Source organism: Segatella sinensis, assembly GCF_040095255.1.
GTDB classification, from domain to species: domain Bacteria; phylum Bacteroidota; class Bacteroidia; order Bacteroidales; family Bacteroidaceae; genus Prevotella; species Prevotella sinensis.
The window spans coordinates 1-15,739 of record NZ_JBBNGE010000007.1; the positions used below are offsets into that span (position 1 = coordinate 1).

Sequence of the window (15,739 nt, forward strand, 5' to 3'; positions counted from 1 at the left end):
TCTAACGTTTACTCTATAAACGTACACCTGCTTGCTTTTATTGTGCTATGCTATCCACACGCTTTTGCAAGTGACCCATATATGGTCTTACCAACGAGAAAAGCGGAAGAAGCATTTTTTTGTGTCTTTACTAGGGTATAAAAACAAAAAAAGGGTCACCGCTGTGACCCAATACCTTGTTAACCTTAAATCTAATACTATGAAAAACACACATGCAAATGTAGAAAGAATCTGCGAATTCCACAAGCTTTTCCTAAAAAAAATGCTTTTTCTTAAGATTCTTTAATCTTATATGTTGTGCTTTTTTATTTCTTTCAATTTCATTAAGACTTATTCTTCGTCAATTTCCAGCTCCAGACCATCGTAGGCAAAGCAAAAACCAGCAGGAAGCTGGGCATTGGCGGCATCATGCAATCCTATCTGATGAGTAACGTGAGTAAGGTAGGTCTGCTTAGCTCCTATCCTGCGTGCCACACGGATGGCATCATCCACCAATTGATGACTATGATGAGGTTTATCGAAGCGCAGCGCATTGATCACCAAGGTCTCTACGCCATCCAGGTAAGCATACTCTTCATCACTCATCGACTTCATATCCGTGATGTAGGCAAACTTTCCGAAACGATAACCCAGTATAGGCAGTTGATCGTGCATCACCCGGATAGGCATAAACCCGACATCTCCAATCTGATAGGAATGATGGGGTACGATGGTATGCAGCTTCAACTTGGGAGCACCCGGATAAAGCTTTTCCGCATCCTTAGGGAAGCAGTAAGGCATCGTATGCGGCAATGTCTCTGTGGTGATTTCATCGCCATAGATATTGATATCACCATAAACACAGAAACCACGCAGATCGTCGATACCACCCACATGGTCGTAATGGATATGCGTAATCAGCACACCATCCAGCTTGCGGAAAGGAACCCGCAGGAGCTGCTGACGGATATCCGGTCCTGCATCTATCAGAATACGGGTACGCTCAGTCTCAATCATCGCCGCACAGCGCAAACGGTTATCCCGTGGATCCTTGCTGCGGCACACCTCACAATCACAACCTAAAACAGGAACACCGCTAGATGTTCCTGTTCCCAATAATGTTATCTTCATTAATATTCAAATCTTTCTCTGAAAAACAACCGAATTCTTCACTCTTCGTTCTTCACTTGTCACTTTACATTCACTTCCGGATGGATATCAATGCCAAACTTCTGCTTCACATCTTTCCTGATGGTCTCACAGAGATTGACGATCTCCTCACCCGTAGCACCGCCACGATTCACAAGCACCAATGCCTGCTTGTCATGCACACCGGCACGGCCCAGGCTCTTGCCCTTCCATCCGCACTGATCGATCATCCATCCTGCAGGAATCTTCTCATGCTCCTCGTCGATGGTATAATGTGGCATACCCGGATACAGGGCTGCCAAAGCATCATACTTAGCCTTCTCTACGATAGGATTCATGAAGAAGCTGCCCGCATTGCCCTGCACCTTAGGATCAGGCAACTTGGCATTGCGGATTTCGATGATGACATCACGAAGCTGCCGCGCTGTAGGATGCTCGATATTCTTAGCCGCCAGAGATGCACGGATGTTACCATAGTCCAGGTCTGGGGCATAAGTCTTCTTCAGGCGATAGATGACATGGGTAACGAGATACTGATCTCTCCACTCATGCTTGAACTTACTCTGGCGATAGCTGTACTGGCAATCCTGGTTATCGAAAACTACCAACTTGCCGGTAGCAATCTCCACAGCCTCCACCTTATATATAATATCCTTTGCCTCTACTCCGTAGGCACCGATATTCTGGATAGCACTTGCTCCAACTTCGCCCGGAATAATGCTCAGATTCTCGGCACCATAGAAGTCATGCTCAACCGCATAGGCCACCACATCATCAAAAACCTCGCCGCTACCACAGTTCAGGAACACCCAATCCGGATTCAGCAGGGCATCATCATGCTCAGCAGCAGCCAAGTCGCCATTCTCAAGCACCTCAATGCCCTTGATGGCAGAATGGAGCACCGTGCCCTGATAATCACCTGTAAGCAGGAGATTACTGCCTCCGCCCAGGATGAGCAGCGGCTGATCGGCAGCCGTAAGCCCAGCCACAATCAGCTGTGCCTCTTCTACCGATGAGTATTCCAGGAATCGCTTGCACTTGGCATCAATTCCAAACGTATTGTGAGCCAACAGGCTATAGTCTCGGATATCCTTCATATCTGGTCAAATTATTAACAGTGAACTAAAAACTACATCTCCAGCTTCATCAGCTGCCATCTACCCCCGATTCTCTTGAAGGTAAGACGGGTTTCCATTCCATTGGCAATACCGCGAATCACAAAGATTTTCTGGCTGCTCTCCGTATATTTCTGTCCATAGATGATATTATATATCATGCCATGAGGCAACTGCGGAGCAAAAGCAGGCCAGGTCTCAGGCTCAATCTCGCCCGTCATCGTACTGAAATCATCATCAGGATCTGGACCCGTAAACTTCACCGGATTATGCAGATGGCGAGACTGGAAAGCCGTATCCGTGGCAAAGGATCCATAGAACTTCAGGAAGCTGGCATTCATATTCTGATACATCGGCTTGTAATTGATGCTGGTCATCATCCACTGACCGTTGATGCGGTTGAAGAGGAACTGCTGAACTACCTTTCTACTATAGAATACTTTCTCTATCACCACATGGTCGATGGTGGTATCCTTCATCAGGTTCATCTGCTTACGGTTATCGAAAATAAGCGTGTAGTAATCCTGACGCATGAAGAAATGTTCCATCTTCCAACGTCGCTTCGCGATGTGTTTCTTTAATTTATCATTACGATATACTGCCAGAGGGAAATGGATGCGTTCCATCTGAAGTTTGCGACTGGCTGCGAAATTGAACAGGAAATCATCAAACAACTCATCAGCTGCCTTCGGCATCGGAGTCTCCTCTATCAATTTTTCTGTTGAGTCCATAGCTTGTGTGTCGGCTACGGCAGTATCAGCCGCAGTCGAATCAACGGCAGGTGCCGGCTTCTTGTCTGTGCATCCTACAGATGTGAAGCAAACGATGGTAAGCACCGCCAACATAACTGTTATCAAAGAGAGTTTCTTCATAAACTTATAAAATTTCTCAAATTTTCTATGCAAAAGTACAACTTTCTTTTGAGATATTTCATATTTTAAGCAAAAAATGTTATCTTTGCACTCAAAATAGATGAAATAGTGACTTTTGCGAGCCATTTATGGCGGACAAATCGCTTAAACTTCAATTTTGTAAACAGACAAATAATAAGATATGTTATTAGAGAAAATCGAAGAACTCTTGAAAGAAGTCAACGCTCTCACTGCCCAGAACGCAGAGGAGGTAGAGCAGCTTCGCATCAAGTATCTCAGCAAGAAGGGTGAAATCAATGCCCTTATGGCCGACTTCCGCAATGTGCCAGGCGACCAGAAAAAAGAGGTTGGTATCAAGATCAACGAATTAAAGAACGCAGCCCTTGAGAAAATCAATGGTCTGAAAGAACAGATGGAGGAGGCAGAGTCTTCAAGCGATGACATCGACCTGACCCGTACAGCTTATCCTGTAGCGCTCGGAACCCGCCATCCATTGACCGTGGTGAAGAATCAGATCATCGACATCTTCGGCCGCATGGGATTCACTCTCTATCAGGGTCCAGAGGTAGATGACGACAAGCACGTATTCACCATGCTGAACTTCGCTGCCGATCATCCAGCCCGCGACATGCAGGATACATTCTTCATCGAGAAGACCGACTCCGACGATGTTACCAAGAATGTACTTCTCCGTAGCCATACCTCTAACGACGAGGCTCACTATATGGAGACCCACGAGCCACCTATCCGCGTATTGTGCCCAGGACGAGTATATCGCAACGAGGCTATCAGCGCACGTGCTCACTGCTTCTTCCACCAGGTAGAAGGTCTCTATGTAGATAAGAACGTAAGCTTCACCGACCTCAAGCAGGTGCTCCTCACCTTCGCTCGCGAGATGTTCGGTGCAGATACCAAGATCCGTCTGCGCCCTAGCTACTTCCCATTTACAGAACCTAGTGCAGAGATGGATATCTCCTGCAACATCTGCGGTGGCAAGGGATGTAACTTCTGCAAGCATACAGGATGGGTTGAAATCCTGGGTTGCGGTATGGTTGACCCTCACGACCTCGAGGCTTGTGGTATCGACAGCAACGTATATACCGGCTATGCATTCGGTATGGGTGTTGAGCGTATCACCAACCTGAAGTATCGTGTGAGCGACCTTCGTCTCTTCTCAGAGAACGACACCCGATTCCTGCGTGAATTCGAATCTGCAAAGTAATTCATTAATAAGAATCAACATGAAAAAAATTACAGTTAACACCATCATTGCGCTCGCATTGGGATCAATGTGCTTAAGTTCGTGCATCGGCTCTTTCAGCTTGACTAATAATGTGCTCAACTGGAACAAACGTGCAACTGACAACAAGTTCATCAACGAGTTGATTTTCATTGTCATCAGCCCTGCTTATGCAGTCTGCTCAGCAGCAGACTTGCTTGTACTCAACACTATCGAGTTCTGGACAGGCGACAAAGTGATTGCCAATGTTGGCAAGACTCAGAATGTTACTGGCAAGGATGGCAGATTGTATGCCATCAAGACTCTGAAGAATGGCTACGAGATTACCGACCCTGCTGGCGAAAAGTCTTACTTCGTGTTCGACAAGAAGAATAAGAGCTGGTCTTACAGCAAGGATGGAGACATTCGTGAGCTCTTCAGCTTCAACGAGGATGGCAGCATCCAGGCTTGCCTGCCTAACGGACAGAAGATGAACGTAGAGCAGAACGAGATTGGTCTTTACCAGCTCCGCATGGCTGTTAACGACGGTTTGTATTTTGCTTGCAACAAGTAAAATACTACCCTACTCTATATGAAAAAGGTGAGTCATCAAAGAAATGACTCACCTTTTTTATTTTTATCCATTCCATTATTCTACTTCATTATTATAATAAATAAGGTGTTTCTGCGTTAGATAATGTATGAAACAGAGATTATTCATACTCACGATATGCCTGATTGCCACCCTGAAGATGATGGCACAGGAATTTACACTGCACGGCAGGGTGACTGATGAAGACAGCCATCCTATAGAGCTTGCCACCGTATCCGTGGCAAGCCAGGGAAAGGTAGCCTTTACCTCACTGAAGGGAGAGTTCAGCATGCGCCTTCATTCTGCCGACAGCGTGATGGTCAAGTTCTCCATGATAGGATACAAGAGCAAGATGAGAGTGCTGAGAAAACCTCGAGGCAAGCAAAACCTGCAAGTCGTCCTCCATACCGATGCTGCCATGCTGGGAGAAGTGAATGTAACGGGAGAAAAGATCCAGACCGACCAGACGCAGGAAATCAAGCTCAAGGATGCCAGACTGGCCCCTTCTGCCAACAGCAATGCCGTAGAAGGCATCATCCAGCAGCAAGCCGGCGTAAGCACTCACAACGAACTATCATCACAATACAATGTGCGTGGCGGTGCTTTCGACGAAAACTCCGTATATATAAATAATGTGGAGGTTTATCGTCCTTATCTCGTCCGGAGCGGTCAGCAAGAAGGTCTCTCCATCATCAATCCCTATATGGTAGATAAAATCGGATTCTCTACGGGTGGATATGCAGCCAAATACGGAGACAAGATGAGTTCTGCACTCGACATCACCTACAAGACCTTAAGGTCGAAAGGAAAGAGCCCGATTGTAGAAGGAAGCATTGCTGCCAGCCTGCTCGGAGCAGATGCCTACATAGGATTGGGAACCCGGAAACTGTCCTGGCTCAACAGTGTGAGATACAAGACTACAGCCTATCTGCTCGGTTCGATGGAAACCAAGGGAGAATACAAGCCGAACTATCTCGACTACCAAACCTATCTGAGCTATCAGCCCAACAAGCGTTGGAAGATTGATTTCATCGGAAACATCTCCGACAACCATTACAATTTCGAACCATCCGACCGTGAAACCACCTTCGGAACAATGGAAAACGTCAAGAACTTTAGAGTGTATTTCGATGGTCAGGAGAAGGATCGCTTCCTCACCTGTTTCGGAACACTGGGCATCACCCGCAACATCACCTCCAACACCAGCATCTCGCTCCTGGGCAGTGCCTTCTACACCAGGGAACAGGAAAAATACGATATCCAGGGACAGTATTGGCTCGACCAGACCGAGACCTCCGAAAACCTAGGTGTAGGAACTTACTTCGAACATGCCCGCAACTATCTCACGGCTCGTGTGATGAGTGCCAAGCTGATGCTGAAACATAAGGTAAAGAAGCATGATTTGGAGACTGCAGTCACGCTGAAACGGGAGCACATCGAAGAAAATTCCGTAGAATACGAGATGAGAGATTCTGCCGGATACAGCATTCCTCACACCGGAAAAGACCTCTATATGTACTATTCTATGAAGGCTAGAAACGAGTTGAATGCCAACCGCATAGAAGCCTATCTTCAAGATACTTACCGCTTCACTAGCGGAGGAGATTCAACCCAGTCTGGCGATATCAGGCAAACACGCTATACATTGAGCTATGGTCTTCGTCTGAGCCATTGGAACTTCAACCGGGAAACCATCCTGAGCCCACGCGTCTCCCTCGCTATCATTCCGGCAAGCCATGAGAACACGACGCTCCGTTTCGCTGCAGGACTTTATTATCAGGCACCTTTCTTCAAGGAGCTGAGAGATACATCCACCATCAATGGAGTAACCATCGCCTCACTCAACCGGAAGATCAAGAGTCAGCGAAGCATCCACTTCATTGCCGGTTACGACTACCGGTTCAAGGTAAATGAACAGAGATACAAGTTCTCGGCAGAAGCCTACTATAAGGCATTGAGCAATCTGGTGCCCTACTCTGTCAGCAATGTAAAGGTAGTTTATTACGGACAGAACGAATGCAGCGGTCATGCAGCAGGTCTCGACTTCAAGCTCTATGGCGAGTTTGTGCCCGGCACGGATTCCTGGCTCAGCCTGTCGCTGATGGATACCAGGATGAAACTCAACGGCAAGAGCATCCCGCTTCCTACCGACCAGCGGTATGCAGTGAACCTCTTCTTCACCGATTACTTCCCAGGCAGCAGGAAGTGGCTCCTGTCTCTCAAGCTTGCCTTTGCCGATGGACTTCCATTCGCTGCACCTCATAGAGAATTGGAAACCAACAGTTTCCGTGCCACCGCCTATCGCCGAGCAGATATCGGAATGAGCTATCAGTTACTGGACAACCGCCATCATGAGCACAGAACATTCCTCAAGAATGTTACAGTGGGCATAGATTGCCTCAATCTCTTCGGCATAGACAATGTAAACAGCTACTATTGGGTAACAGATGTCACAAATCAGCAGTATGCCGTGCCTAATTATCTCACCGGCAGACAGCTCAATGCAAGAGTGTTGATGGAATTCTGATAAGCCAGGAGTTAAAAGCAGAGAGAAAGGAGTTAAAAGCGAGGAGTTTTAGCACTCAAAAATGGTGATTTTTCACATTATTCTAAATATTTAACCGTAGATAGTTCGCTATCTGCGGTTTTTTTCGTATCTTTGTGCCCGATTTATGCGATGATGGTTCATATCCATCATCTCAAATCACTATAAACGAAAAAAGAAATTATACATAATAATTAATTATGAGCAAACAAGTAGAAAAGATTAAGGAGCTGATCGCTAAGCGCGAACAGGCTCGTCTTGGCGGTGGTGAGAAGGCCATCGAGAAGCAGCATGCACGTGGCAAATATACAGCTCGTGAGCGTATCGAAATGTTAGTAGATGCTGGCAGTTTCGAGGAGTACGACATGTTTAAGCTGCACCGTTGCACCAACTTCGGTATGGAGAAGAAGCAGTACCTCGGTGATGGTGTGGTAGCTGGTAGCGCTACAATAGCCGGCCGCCTGGTTTACGTATATGCTCAGGACTTCACCGTAAACGGTGGTTCACTCTCTGAGACTATGGCACAGAAGATCTGCAAGGTAATGGATATGGCAATGACTATGGGTGCACCTGTTATCTGTATGAACGACTCAGGTGGTGCCCGTATCCAGGAAGGTATCTGCGCCCTCGCTGGTTATGGTGAGATTTTCGAGCGCAACATCCTCGCTTCTGGTGTCATCCCACAGATCTCTGCCATCATGGGCCCTTGCGCAGGTGGTGCCGTTTACTCTCCAGCTCTGACCGACTTCATCATCATGAAGGAGCAGACTTCTTATATGTTCCTGACCGGTCCTAAGGTTGTCAAGACCGTAACTGGTGAGGATATCGATGCAGAGCACCTCGGTGGTGCATCTGTCCACGCAACCAAGAGTGGTGTTACCCACTTCGCTGCCAAGACAGAGGAAGAGGCTATCGAGATGATCAAGAGCCTGCTCTCTTACATCCCTAGCAACAATACAGAAGAGGCTCCACGCGTAGAGTGCACAGACCCTATCGACCGTATGGACGATACTCTGAACGAGATTATCCCTGAGGATCCTAACCAGGCATACGATATGTATAAGGTGATTGGCGCTGTAACTGATAACGGAGAGTTCTTCGAGATTCAGCCTAAGTTCGCCAAGAACATCATCACTGGTTTCGCCCGCTTCAATGGTCAGAGCGTGGGTATCGTAGCCAACCAGCCTTCAGCTTACGCTGGTGTACTCGATGTTAACGCTAGCCGCAAGGCAGCCCGCTTCGTTCGTTTCTGCGATGCATTCAACATTCCTATCGTATCTCTCGTTGACGTACCAGGATTCTTGCCAGGTACAGGTCAGGAGTACAACGCTGTCATCCTCCACGGTGCACAGTTGCTCTACGCTTACGGCGAGGCTACCGTGCCAAAGATCACTATCACATTGCGTAAGAGCTATGGTGGTAGCCATATCGTGATGGGTTGCAAGCAGTTGCGTGCTGACTTGAACTTCGCTTGGCCATCTTCAGAGATTGCCGTAATGGGTGCCAGCGGTGCCGTTGCCGTTCTCTGCGGTAAGGAAGCTAAGGCTAAGAAGGAAGCTGGCGAGGATGTAAAGGCATTCCTGGCTGAGAAGGAGCAGGAATACACCGACAAGTTCGCTAATCCATATCAGGCTGCTCAGTATGGCTACATCGATGATGTCATCGAGCCACGCAATACCCGTTTCCGCATCTGCCGTGGTTTGGCTCAGCTCGCAACCAAGCGCCAGAGCTTGCCAGCTAAGAAGCATGGCTGCATGCCAATGTAATATAGAAATGTTGAATGTTGAGTGTAGAATGTTGAGTTATATACAGACTCAACATAACAGAAGGGCGCAAGCCTAATTCAACACTCAACAATCAACACTCAAAATTAAAGTAAAAACGAATGGATAAGAATATTTATGCTGCGATTGCCATGGCACTCTATGAGTACCAGGGCAATAACGTACACGACAAGGAGCCTGGCATCATTACGATCAAGCCACGTCAGACGATGTGGAACGCCAAGTTCTTGAGTTTAACAGCCAAACCATAAAGATAAAGAAATGAAAGAGTTTAAATATACAATTGACGGAAAAGAATACAAGGTTCAGATTGACGCTGTTGAGGGTAACATCGCAAGCGTGAACGTAAATGGCGAAGCTTACAAGGTTGAGATGGAACAGGAAGCTGAACCAGAGAAGAAGAAGGTAGTGCTCGGTCAGCCTGCTGCTGCATCTGATGATGCTGAGGCTACTCCAGCTGCCAACGTAAATACAGCCAACGCTGTAAAGGCTCCTCTCCCTGGTACTATCACCAGCATCGAGGTGGCTGTTGGTCAGGAAGTAAAGGCTGGCGATACTGTCGTCGTTCTCGAGGCTATGAAGATGCAGAACAACATCGAGGCTGAGAAGGATGGCAAGGTTACAGCTATCTGCGTAAAGCCTGGTCAGGCTGTACTCGAAGAGGATGCTCTCGTGGTTATCGAGTAAATCAAGAATTCGAGAATTATACTTCCTGATTCGGGAATTGATGATTCGGGAATTTATAATTCGGAAAATTATAAAGAATATCAAAGGTCGCAAGCTGTTAATTGTTTGCGACCTTTTTCTATACTGCTGTATGAGCATAAACTGCTATACAAAGTAATTTTTTACTAAAGAAAAAAGACATAAAGTACAATAAAATGATAGATTTAACAGAAGAACAGATAGAAAGATACAGCCGCCACATCCTCCTTCAGGATGTAGGCCTCGAGGGACAGGAAAAGCTCCTCAACGCCAAGGTACTCATCATTGGTGCCGGTGGCTTGGGCTCTCCGGTAGCCCTCTACCTTGCTGCGGCAGGCGTGGGACATATCGGTATCGTGGATGCCGATGTGGTTGACCTCAGCAACCTGCAACGCCAGGTAATCCACCAGACCAAGGACTTGAACACCCCTAAGGTGGAAAGCGCCAAGGAGAAGATGATTGCCATCAATCCTGATGTAGAGGTGACAACATATCATACTTTCCTCGCCTCAGACAATGCCGAGGAAATCATCAAGCCATGGGATTTCATCATCGATGCCACAGACAACTTCCCTGCGAAGTTCCTCATCAATGATGCCTGTGTGCGCTTGGGCAAGGCATTCTCGCATGGCGGCATCCTGAGATTCCAGGGTCAGACCTTTACCCACCTGCCAGGCACGGCATGTTACCGTTGCTTCTTCAAGGAACCACCTCCAGCAGGCACTGTTCCTACCTCTAGCCAGGCAGGAGTATTGGGTGCCATCGCCGGTATGCTCGGAACCATTCAGGCAGCAGAGGCTTTGAAGTACTTCCTCGGTGTGGGCGAACTGCTCACCGACCGATTGCTCACCTTCGATGCCAAGACGATGAACTTCCGCACCATCAAGGTAAAGAAGCGTGCATCCTGCGAAATCTGCGGCGACCACCCTACCATTGATCATCTCATCGACTATGAGCAGGCTGCGTGTGATTTGAAACACCACTAAGATTCACCTCAATTCCTTCAAGGTATTGAAAGTTCAAGGCGGGCGAGATTCAGGCGGGTCAGTTGAAGTCAAACTGCGTGCCTATGGGCATCTACGTAAGTCCATCGCAGTTTGAGGGCAATTTCATCTCCCTCTGCCACACCGATGAGATTCTCGACTATGTATTGAAGTCGATAGAAGAAAGCATCGAATAGAAAAGATTTGTATAACAAAAAAGTAAAGTCACAATACTCAGCACCATCTGCCGGATATTGTGACTTTTTTTTAGAAACACCCCAAGCCCAATAAAGAGCAAAAACCATGATTATAAGATACTTTAAAAACTTTTCTCCCATTTTTCTTGCATGATTCAGATAATAATCGTATTTTTGCAGCAGATAAAATACGCAAGCTTATGAAAGAGAAAAGATATACATTGCCAGAAGAACAGAAAGATGCAGCTTTCGCAGCAGAGCCAGCACCAGCCTATCACGGAAATGCCGCCATAGCACTTCCCGAGGATGAATGTGCAGAAGAAGATATTGACTGGAACAAGATTCCAGTTGGCTGGCATCCGGCTAATGAAGAAGAAGCCGTAGCTAGGATTGAAGCTATTGAGGCGGAGTATGAAAGGACAGGCAAGGCTACAGATTTTGATGATTTTATAGCAGAACTTAAATCTGAAGGATTATGGCTCATATAAAATTACTAGACCCTTTTAAGAAGGAACTTCGAGATATGGTGGTTTACACACTAGCCGAATTTGGAGCTACTTCAGTAAAACGGTTTAATAAAGAGCTTGATGACATCAAACATCGCCTGATGCTTCATCCTCTTTCTTCACCCAGAGAGCCAATGCTTAAGCGATTCCACCGTCCTTACCATAGTGCTATCATCAAGGAGAATTGGAAGATTATCTATCGTTACGACGAAGCCAACGACCTCGTCATTTTCGTAGATTTATGGGATATGAGAAGAAGCCCTAGATATCTGATTAGACAATTCAAAAGAAAACTATAAAGGAAAGAGCTTATGAAGGAGAAAAGATATACATTACAAGAAGAGCAGCCGATTCCAGTTGGCTGGCATCCGGCCAATGAAGAAGAAGCCGTGGCTAGGATTGAAGCCATTGAAGCGGAGTATGAAAGAACAGGTGTTAGCTATAATGAAGAAGAGTTTTTCAATAAACTAAATGAAGAACGAACATGGTCAAATGCAGATGACTTTGAAAAAGAACTAACGGCACAATACCCGTGGCTAGAAGATTGGAAGCGTTCTATCAGTATAGAAGATTTTAGAAAGAACTGCAAGAAGAAGCTGAAATCACTGTTCTTGACAAAGAATGGAATTTAACATATAATGCACTTCGAGGATAAAGATTCTTTCTGATTTTTTGCAGATGGTTCAAGAACGGGCTGAAAGCCCAAAAGCTCTTAGCCCAGGGCAACGCCCTGGGTATGCTAGCAATCAGCAATACGCCCTGTAAGGGCAAAAGCTTTAAAAAGAGTTCCACCTATAATATATTCCCCAGCTCTGACACTCGAAATAGGATTCTAGCGCCCCCGCATTTCATGGGGTCGCTAGAACTAAAATACTGAATATCAATAATTTCACTTACAAATTCCGTCTTTATTCCTCTTTATATGCCTCATACTCCTCACGAGAGATTGGAGTCTCTGGGTCAACAATCAACACTTCATCATAGGTCAAGCCATAGAGGTGATAGACGAGGAAATCGATTTGACCATCTAACCGATTTTCATCTATTTCAATAGAATTATCACTTCTGTTAAGTTGCTTAGAAACTAATCTCGCCAACAATGCCTCTTGTTTTAAGGAAACCTCTGGGATTGGGAATGCTGCTAACTCATTTATTTTAAATTGCGGGAACAACCCTCTCTGTAGTTTTCCAAATTTATGCTCAAACCAAAAAGAAATGGCACGCGAATTAAGAATACCCAACAAACATAAAGGATTACACTTTATATTTATTATGTTCATTGAATTTCTATCATTCAAGAATGTTTCTTCTGTATAACATGCCAAAATACAATATGGTGGTTTAGATGGAATTTGTCTAACCAAAATTCTTGGTGTCGAAAACAACTCCCATTTTCGAGGAGCAGCAAGATTACGTCCATATTTTAAAAACTCTCCAGAATTCCATGTTAAACCATATCTCTTAACATCAACACCATCAATGTATTTATAATATGTCTCATCTTTCTTTTCCAAAGAATGATAAATTCTACTCTTTTTCATTTCTTTTGTCTGAGGAGGAGTACCTTTTCCTACTTCATATGCTTGTAATCCTGCCTTAACATCTGCATATTCTTTAGAAAGCTGCTTAGTATTGCTCTCTATCTTAATCATAACATCAGCAAAAGAATCATTTTTATAACGCTCAATATTAATAACAAAATCGTTCTCTTTAAGAAGAATAGAACATGGTAGTGTCTTAATCGTTTTAAAATCTTCCTTATCAATAGATTCAGACAATGTCACATAAGGAGCATTTGTATCTTTATTATAAATCAAAATGCTACTGTCAACATCAGCAGATTCAAAAACTTTTTTATAAAAGTTTGTTATCTGAATATTTGAATTTGATAGTACATACTTTCGCAATTCAGCATTTGTATTTATCGTTAACCAATTATTTGGAATAATATAAGCAAACACACCATTACAACAAAGAATATTATTTCCTTGTTCGACAAATAAATGGTACAAATTAATTTGATATTTTGCAAGTTCAAAATGAGAATAATAATATTCCTTGAAATTATCTGTCATTCCTTTTTCTTCACTATTTCTAGCAAAAACATACGGCGGATTACCAATCACAATATCAAATCCGCCCTTTTCGAATACATCCGCAAAATATGTATGCCAAAGGAAGAACTGGTCATTTGGAATCTCCAATTCATCTACAGCATCCTGCACCTCATGATTTCCCTCGGCACAAACTTTGATGTAATCCTTCACATACTTATCTATCTGCTGGCGACGCTGAGCACGCAAGGTATGGTCGGTGATACTAAAATATGATTTTACTAAATCCTGGATGATTTTCTGTACATCTGTTTCCTCAAAACCCAACGAGAGAACACCACGAGTTTTCTTAGTATCCTTGCCGGTCTTCAACTTCTTGGAAGTAACATCCAAGTCCACCCCTTTGTAACTCTCCAGCAACGAGTTGCCCTGCATAATCTTAAAGTCGAGATTAGGCAATGGCATCGGCTCCTTTTCATCGATGATAAGAGCAAGCCAGAAACGGAGACGGGCGATATCTACGGCTCCCTTCTCTATATCAACACCATAAATATTGTTCTGAATGATGTGGCGCTTGATGTCGGCAGCATTATCCTCCTCGAAGATTTCGATAGACTTGCGGCATGCATAGAGTTCACGGAGTAAACCCATAGGGAAAGCTCCCGAACCGATGGCAGGGTCGCAAATCTTCACGTCTATCAACTTCTGGTCGATAGACATGGCAAGTTCTGAAGAAGCTCCACCCAGCTCCTCCACATCATTGGTTTTCACAAAGTTAGCAATATGTTCCTTAACCTCAGCATCATCTATGCCAGTTTGCAGATACGCCGTCAACGACTCCTGACACATGTAACGAACGATTTCCTTTGGGGTATAGAAGGCTCCCTTGTCCTTGTTATCCTCCAAAAGATTCTCGAAAATCTTGCCAAGCATCTCAGGATCAACTCCCACCTCGGCATCATTCGGATCGTTCTCATCAATCGTAAAGTTATAACTATCAAAGAAATCGAAGAGCGACTGGAACATTCCGGCAGGGAAAACTGATTCTACTTCATCTATCTTCTCCTGCTGGAAAAGTCCACCATTAAGATAAGGAATTTCATCGGCATTCGGAATATACTTCACCCCTACTCCGTTAACCAAAGGCGCACTACTCCGGTCCTCTGGCTTGGTATTGAGCAAGCCAAAGAACATCGGTTCAAGCACCTTGTCCAGAAAATCTCCCTTTACCTCATCAGAGGCATCATAGAACAAATCGTGCATATAATGTAGATTGCCAGCAAGCCATCCCTTACTCTGCAGGAAATAAAGGAACACTATGCGACCCATCATCTTCTTGATATAATCGCGCACCAGTTTATCATCCTTCTTAAAGGATGTAAAATACTGGGCATCGGGCTCTCCTGTTTCCTGCTCCACCCATTTGTTTCCCTTCTTTACGTATTCCTTACCCGTAAGGAATTTCACGAATTCAGCATACTGTTTACGGTATTCATCAAAGAAATCATCAGAAAGAGCCTCAACAGAGAAGGCTTTCTTGATTTCAAGAAACTCATTGGCTTTTGTCCGTAAGCTTTCAAAACGAAGTATAGGAGTCTTATAAAAAGCCTTCTCATCACCAAACACATAGGTGAATCGCTTGGTACTGGTAGCATCTTCCTTCAAGTCGCAAATCAAAGACAGGCGCCAGTTGTTTCCATCATTAAATACCGCCAAGGCTGCATCAAAGCCATAACCCAGATAAGGACGAATCAGGTTGCGAAGCCCCACCTTGCGGCGCAGCACCGAACCATCCTCCATTTCATAATAGAAGAATCCTAACTCATAATTATCTTGCGTTGTCATGCTGCCCAGGAAATATCCCTTGCGGTCTTCGGCATCCTCGTCCAAAACCTCAGCATTCACACGCACCTTGTCGGCATGAAAGTAATCCTGCAGCAACATCTGCCACTTTGAAAGATTGAACTTCGACTGAAAGAGTCGCTTAAATGTTTCTTTATTATATGTTGCCATAACTATCTTTGTTTTTTCTGTTCTTA

General features: G+C 45.0%; 15 protein-coding genes. 11 read left to right on the forward strand and 4 right to left on the reverse strand.

Annotation, left to right across the window (positions count from 1 at the left end; genetic code table 11):
* Positions 1-330: 330 nt before the first annotated feature.
* From AAAT87_RS03090 to AAAT87_RS03100, 3 genes are read right to left on the reverse strand one after another with little or no spacing between them, the layout of a single operon-like run.
* A complete protein-coding gene (locus AAAT87_RS03090) occupies positions 331-1,110 on the reverse strand; it encodes an MBL fold metallo-hydrolase (RefSeq protein WP_296971268.1) in 780 nt (259 codons plus the stop codon).
* 59 nt (positions 1,111-1,169) lie between these two features.
* Positions 1,170-2,225 carry a UDP-N-acetylmuramate dehydrogenase gene (gene murB, locus AAAT87_RS03095; protein WP_295023995.1) on the reverse strand — a complete coding sequence of 352 codons (1,056 nt, stop codon included), beginning with the start codon at positions 2,223-2,225 and terminating at the stop codon, positions 1,170-1,172.
* 32 nt (positions 2,226-2,257) lie between these two features.
* Positions 2,258-3,115, reverse strand: coding sequence for a DUF4348 domain-containing protein (locus tag AAAT87_RS03100; RefSeq protein ID WP_295023997.1), 858 nt, complete (start codon positions 3,113-3,115; stop codon positions 2,258-2,260).
* Between the two features lie 181 nt (positions 3,116-3,296).
* On the opposite strand from AAAT87_RS03100, the gene pheS reads away from it, so the two are divergent.
* The 11 genes from pheS to AAAT87_RS03155 all read left to right on the forward strand — a co-directional run bounded on the left by pheS (position 3,297) and on the right by AAAT87_RS03155 (position 12,278).
* Positions 3,297-4,337, forward strand: coding sequence for a phenylalanine--tRNA ligase subunit alpha (gene pheS / locus AAAT87_RS03105; protein ID WP_089544574.1), 1,041 nt, complete (start codon positions 3,297-3,299; stop codon positions 4,335-4,337).
* 19 nt (positions 4,338-4,356) lie between these two features.
* Positions 4,357-4,908: a DUF3332 domain-containing protein gene (locus tag AAAT87_RS03110; protein WP_153129295.1), complete on the forward strand. Its 552-nt coding sequence runs from the start codon at positions 4,357-4,359 to the stop codon at positions 4,906-4,908.
* 127 nt (positions 4,909-5,035) lie between these two features.
* Positions 5,036-7,453, forward strand: a complete 2,418-nt coding sequence (locus AAAT87_RS03115; RefSeq protein ID WP_349225587.1) for a TonB-dependent receptor — start codon at positions 5,036-5,038, stop codon at positions 7,451-7,453.
* Between the two features lie 218 nt (positions 7,454-7,671).
* A complete protein-coding gene (locus tag AAAT87_RS03120) occupies positions 7,672-9,237 on the forward strand; it encodes an acyl-CoA carboxylase subunit beta (RefSeq protein WP_298532519.1) in 1,566 nt (521 codons plus the stop codon).
* A 119-nt stretch (positions 9,238-9,356) separates the two neighbouring features.
* Positions 9,357-9,506 carry a hypothetical protein gene (locus AAAT87_RS03125; RefSeq protein ID WP_176425588.1) on the forward strand — a complete coding sequence of 50 codons (150 nt, stop codon included), beginning with the start codon at positions 9,357-9,359 and terminating at the stop codon, positions 9,504-9,506.
* Positions 9,507-9,516: 10 nt separating this feature from the next.
* A complete protein-coding gene (locus AAAT87_RS03130; protein ID WP_022120280.1) occupies positions 9,517-9,942 on the forward strand; it encodes a biotin/lipoyl-containing protein in 426 nt (141 codons plus the stop codon).
* Positions 9,943-10,136: 194 nt separating this feature from the next.
* Positions 10,137-10,946, forward strand: coding sequence for a HesA/MoeB/ThiF family protein (locus tag AAAT87_RS03135; RefSeq protein WP_428848558.1), 810 nt, complete (start codon positions 10,137-10,139; stop codon positions 10,944-10,946).
* A 62-nt stretch (positions 10,947-11,008) separates the two neighbouring features.
* Entirely contained in the window at positions 11,009-11,140 is a 132-nt protein-coding gene (locus tag AAAT87_RS03140) for a hypothetical protein (RefSeq protein WP_349225588.1), read from the forward strand.
* Between the two features lie 200 nt (positions 11,141-11,340).
* Positions 11,341-11,628 carry a hypothetical protein gene (locus AAAT87_RS03145; protein ID WP_287609048.1) on the forward strand — a complete coding sequence of 96 codons (288 nt, stop codon included), beginning with the start codon at positions 11,341-11,343 and terminating at the stop codon, positions 11,626-11,628.
* The gene (locus tag AAAT87_RS03150; protein ID WP_217755709.1) at positions 11,616-11,945 is read left to right on the forward strand and encodes a type II toxin-antitoxin system RelE/ParE family toxin; all 330 of its coding nucleotides are present in this window, start codon (positions 11,616-11,618) and stop codon (positions 11,943-11,945) included. The genes AAAT87_RS03145 and AAAT87_RS03150 overlap by 13 nt, the downstream gene beginning before the upstream one ends.
* Before the next feature lie 12 nt (positions 11,946-11,957).
* Complete coding sequence (locus AAAT87_RS03155) at positions 11,958-12,278, forward strand: hypothetical protein (RefSeq protein ID WP_349225589.1); 321 nt, start codon at positions 11,958-11,960, stop codon at positions 12,276-12,278.
* A 276-nt stretch (positions 12,279-12,554) separates the two neighbouring features.
* On the opposite strand, the gene AAAT87_RS03160 is transcribed toward AAAT87_RS03155, so the two are convergent.
* Entirely contained in the window at positions 12,555-15,713 is a 3,159-nt protein-coding gene (locus tag AAAT87_RS03160; RefSeq protein ID WP_349225590.1) for an Eco57I restriction-modification methylase domain-containing protein, read from the reverse strand.
* Between the last annotated feature and the right edge of the window lie 26 nt (positions 15,714-15,739).

Coding starts and splice junctions, on each gene's coding strand:
- AAAT87_RS03100 (WP_295023997.1), bottom strand. CDS start 3,115: ATGAAGAAACTCTCTTTGATAACAGTTATGTTGGCGGTGCTTACCATC.
- pheS (WP_089544574.1), top strand. CDS start 3,297: ATGTTATTAGAGAAAATCGAAGAACTCTTGAAAGAAGTCAACGCTCTC.
- AAAT87_RS03090 (WP_296971268.1), bottom strand. CDS start 1,110: ATGAAGATAACATTATTGGGAACAGGAACATCTAGCGGTGTTCCTGTT.
- murB (WP_295023995.1), bottom strand. CDS start 2,225: ATGAAGGATATCCGAGACTATAGCCTGTTGGCTCACAATACGTTTGGA.
- AAAT87_RS03145 (WP_287609048.1), top strand. CDS start 11,341: ATGAAAGAGAAAAGATATACATTGCCAGAAGAACAGAAAGATGCAGCT.
- AAAT87_RS03125 (WP_176425588.1), top strand. CDS start 9,357: ATGGATAAGAATATTTATGCTGCGATTGCCATGGCACTCTATGAGTAC.
- AAAT87_RS03150 (WP_217755709.1), top strand. CDS start 11,616: ATGGCTCATATAAAATTACTAGACCCTTTTAAGAAGGAACTTCGAGAT.
- AAAT87_RS03160 (WP_349225590.1), bottom strand. CDS start 15,713: ATGGCAACATATAATAAAGAAACATTTAAGCGACTCTTTCAGTCGAAG.
- AAAT87_RS03130 (WP_022120280.1), top strand. CDS start 9,517: ATGAAAGAGTTTAAATATACAATTGACGGAAAAGAATACAAGGTTCAG.
- AAAT87_RS03110 (WP_153129295.1), top strand. CDS start 4,357: ATGAAAAAAATTACAGTTAACACCATCATTGCGCTCGCATTGGGATCA.
- AAAT87_RS03115 (WP_349225587.1), top strand. CDS start 5,036: ATGAAACAGAGATTATTCATACTCACGATATGCCTGATTGCCACCCTG.
- AAAT87_RS03120 (WP_298532519.1), top strand. CDS start 7,672: ATGAGCAAACAAGTAGAAAAGATTAAGGAGCTGATCGCTAAGCGCGAA.
- AAAT87_RS03155 (WP_349225589.1), top strand. CDS start 11,958: ATGAAGGAGAAAAGATATACATTACAAGAAGAGCAGCCGATTCCAGTT.
- AAAT87_RS03135 (WP_428848558.1), top strand. CDS start 10,137: ATGATAGATTTAACAGAAGAACAGATAGAAAGATACAGCCGCCACATC.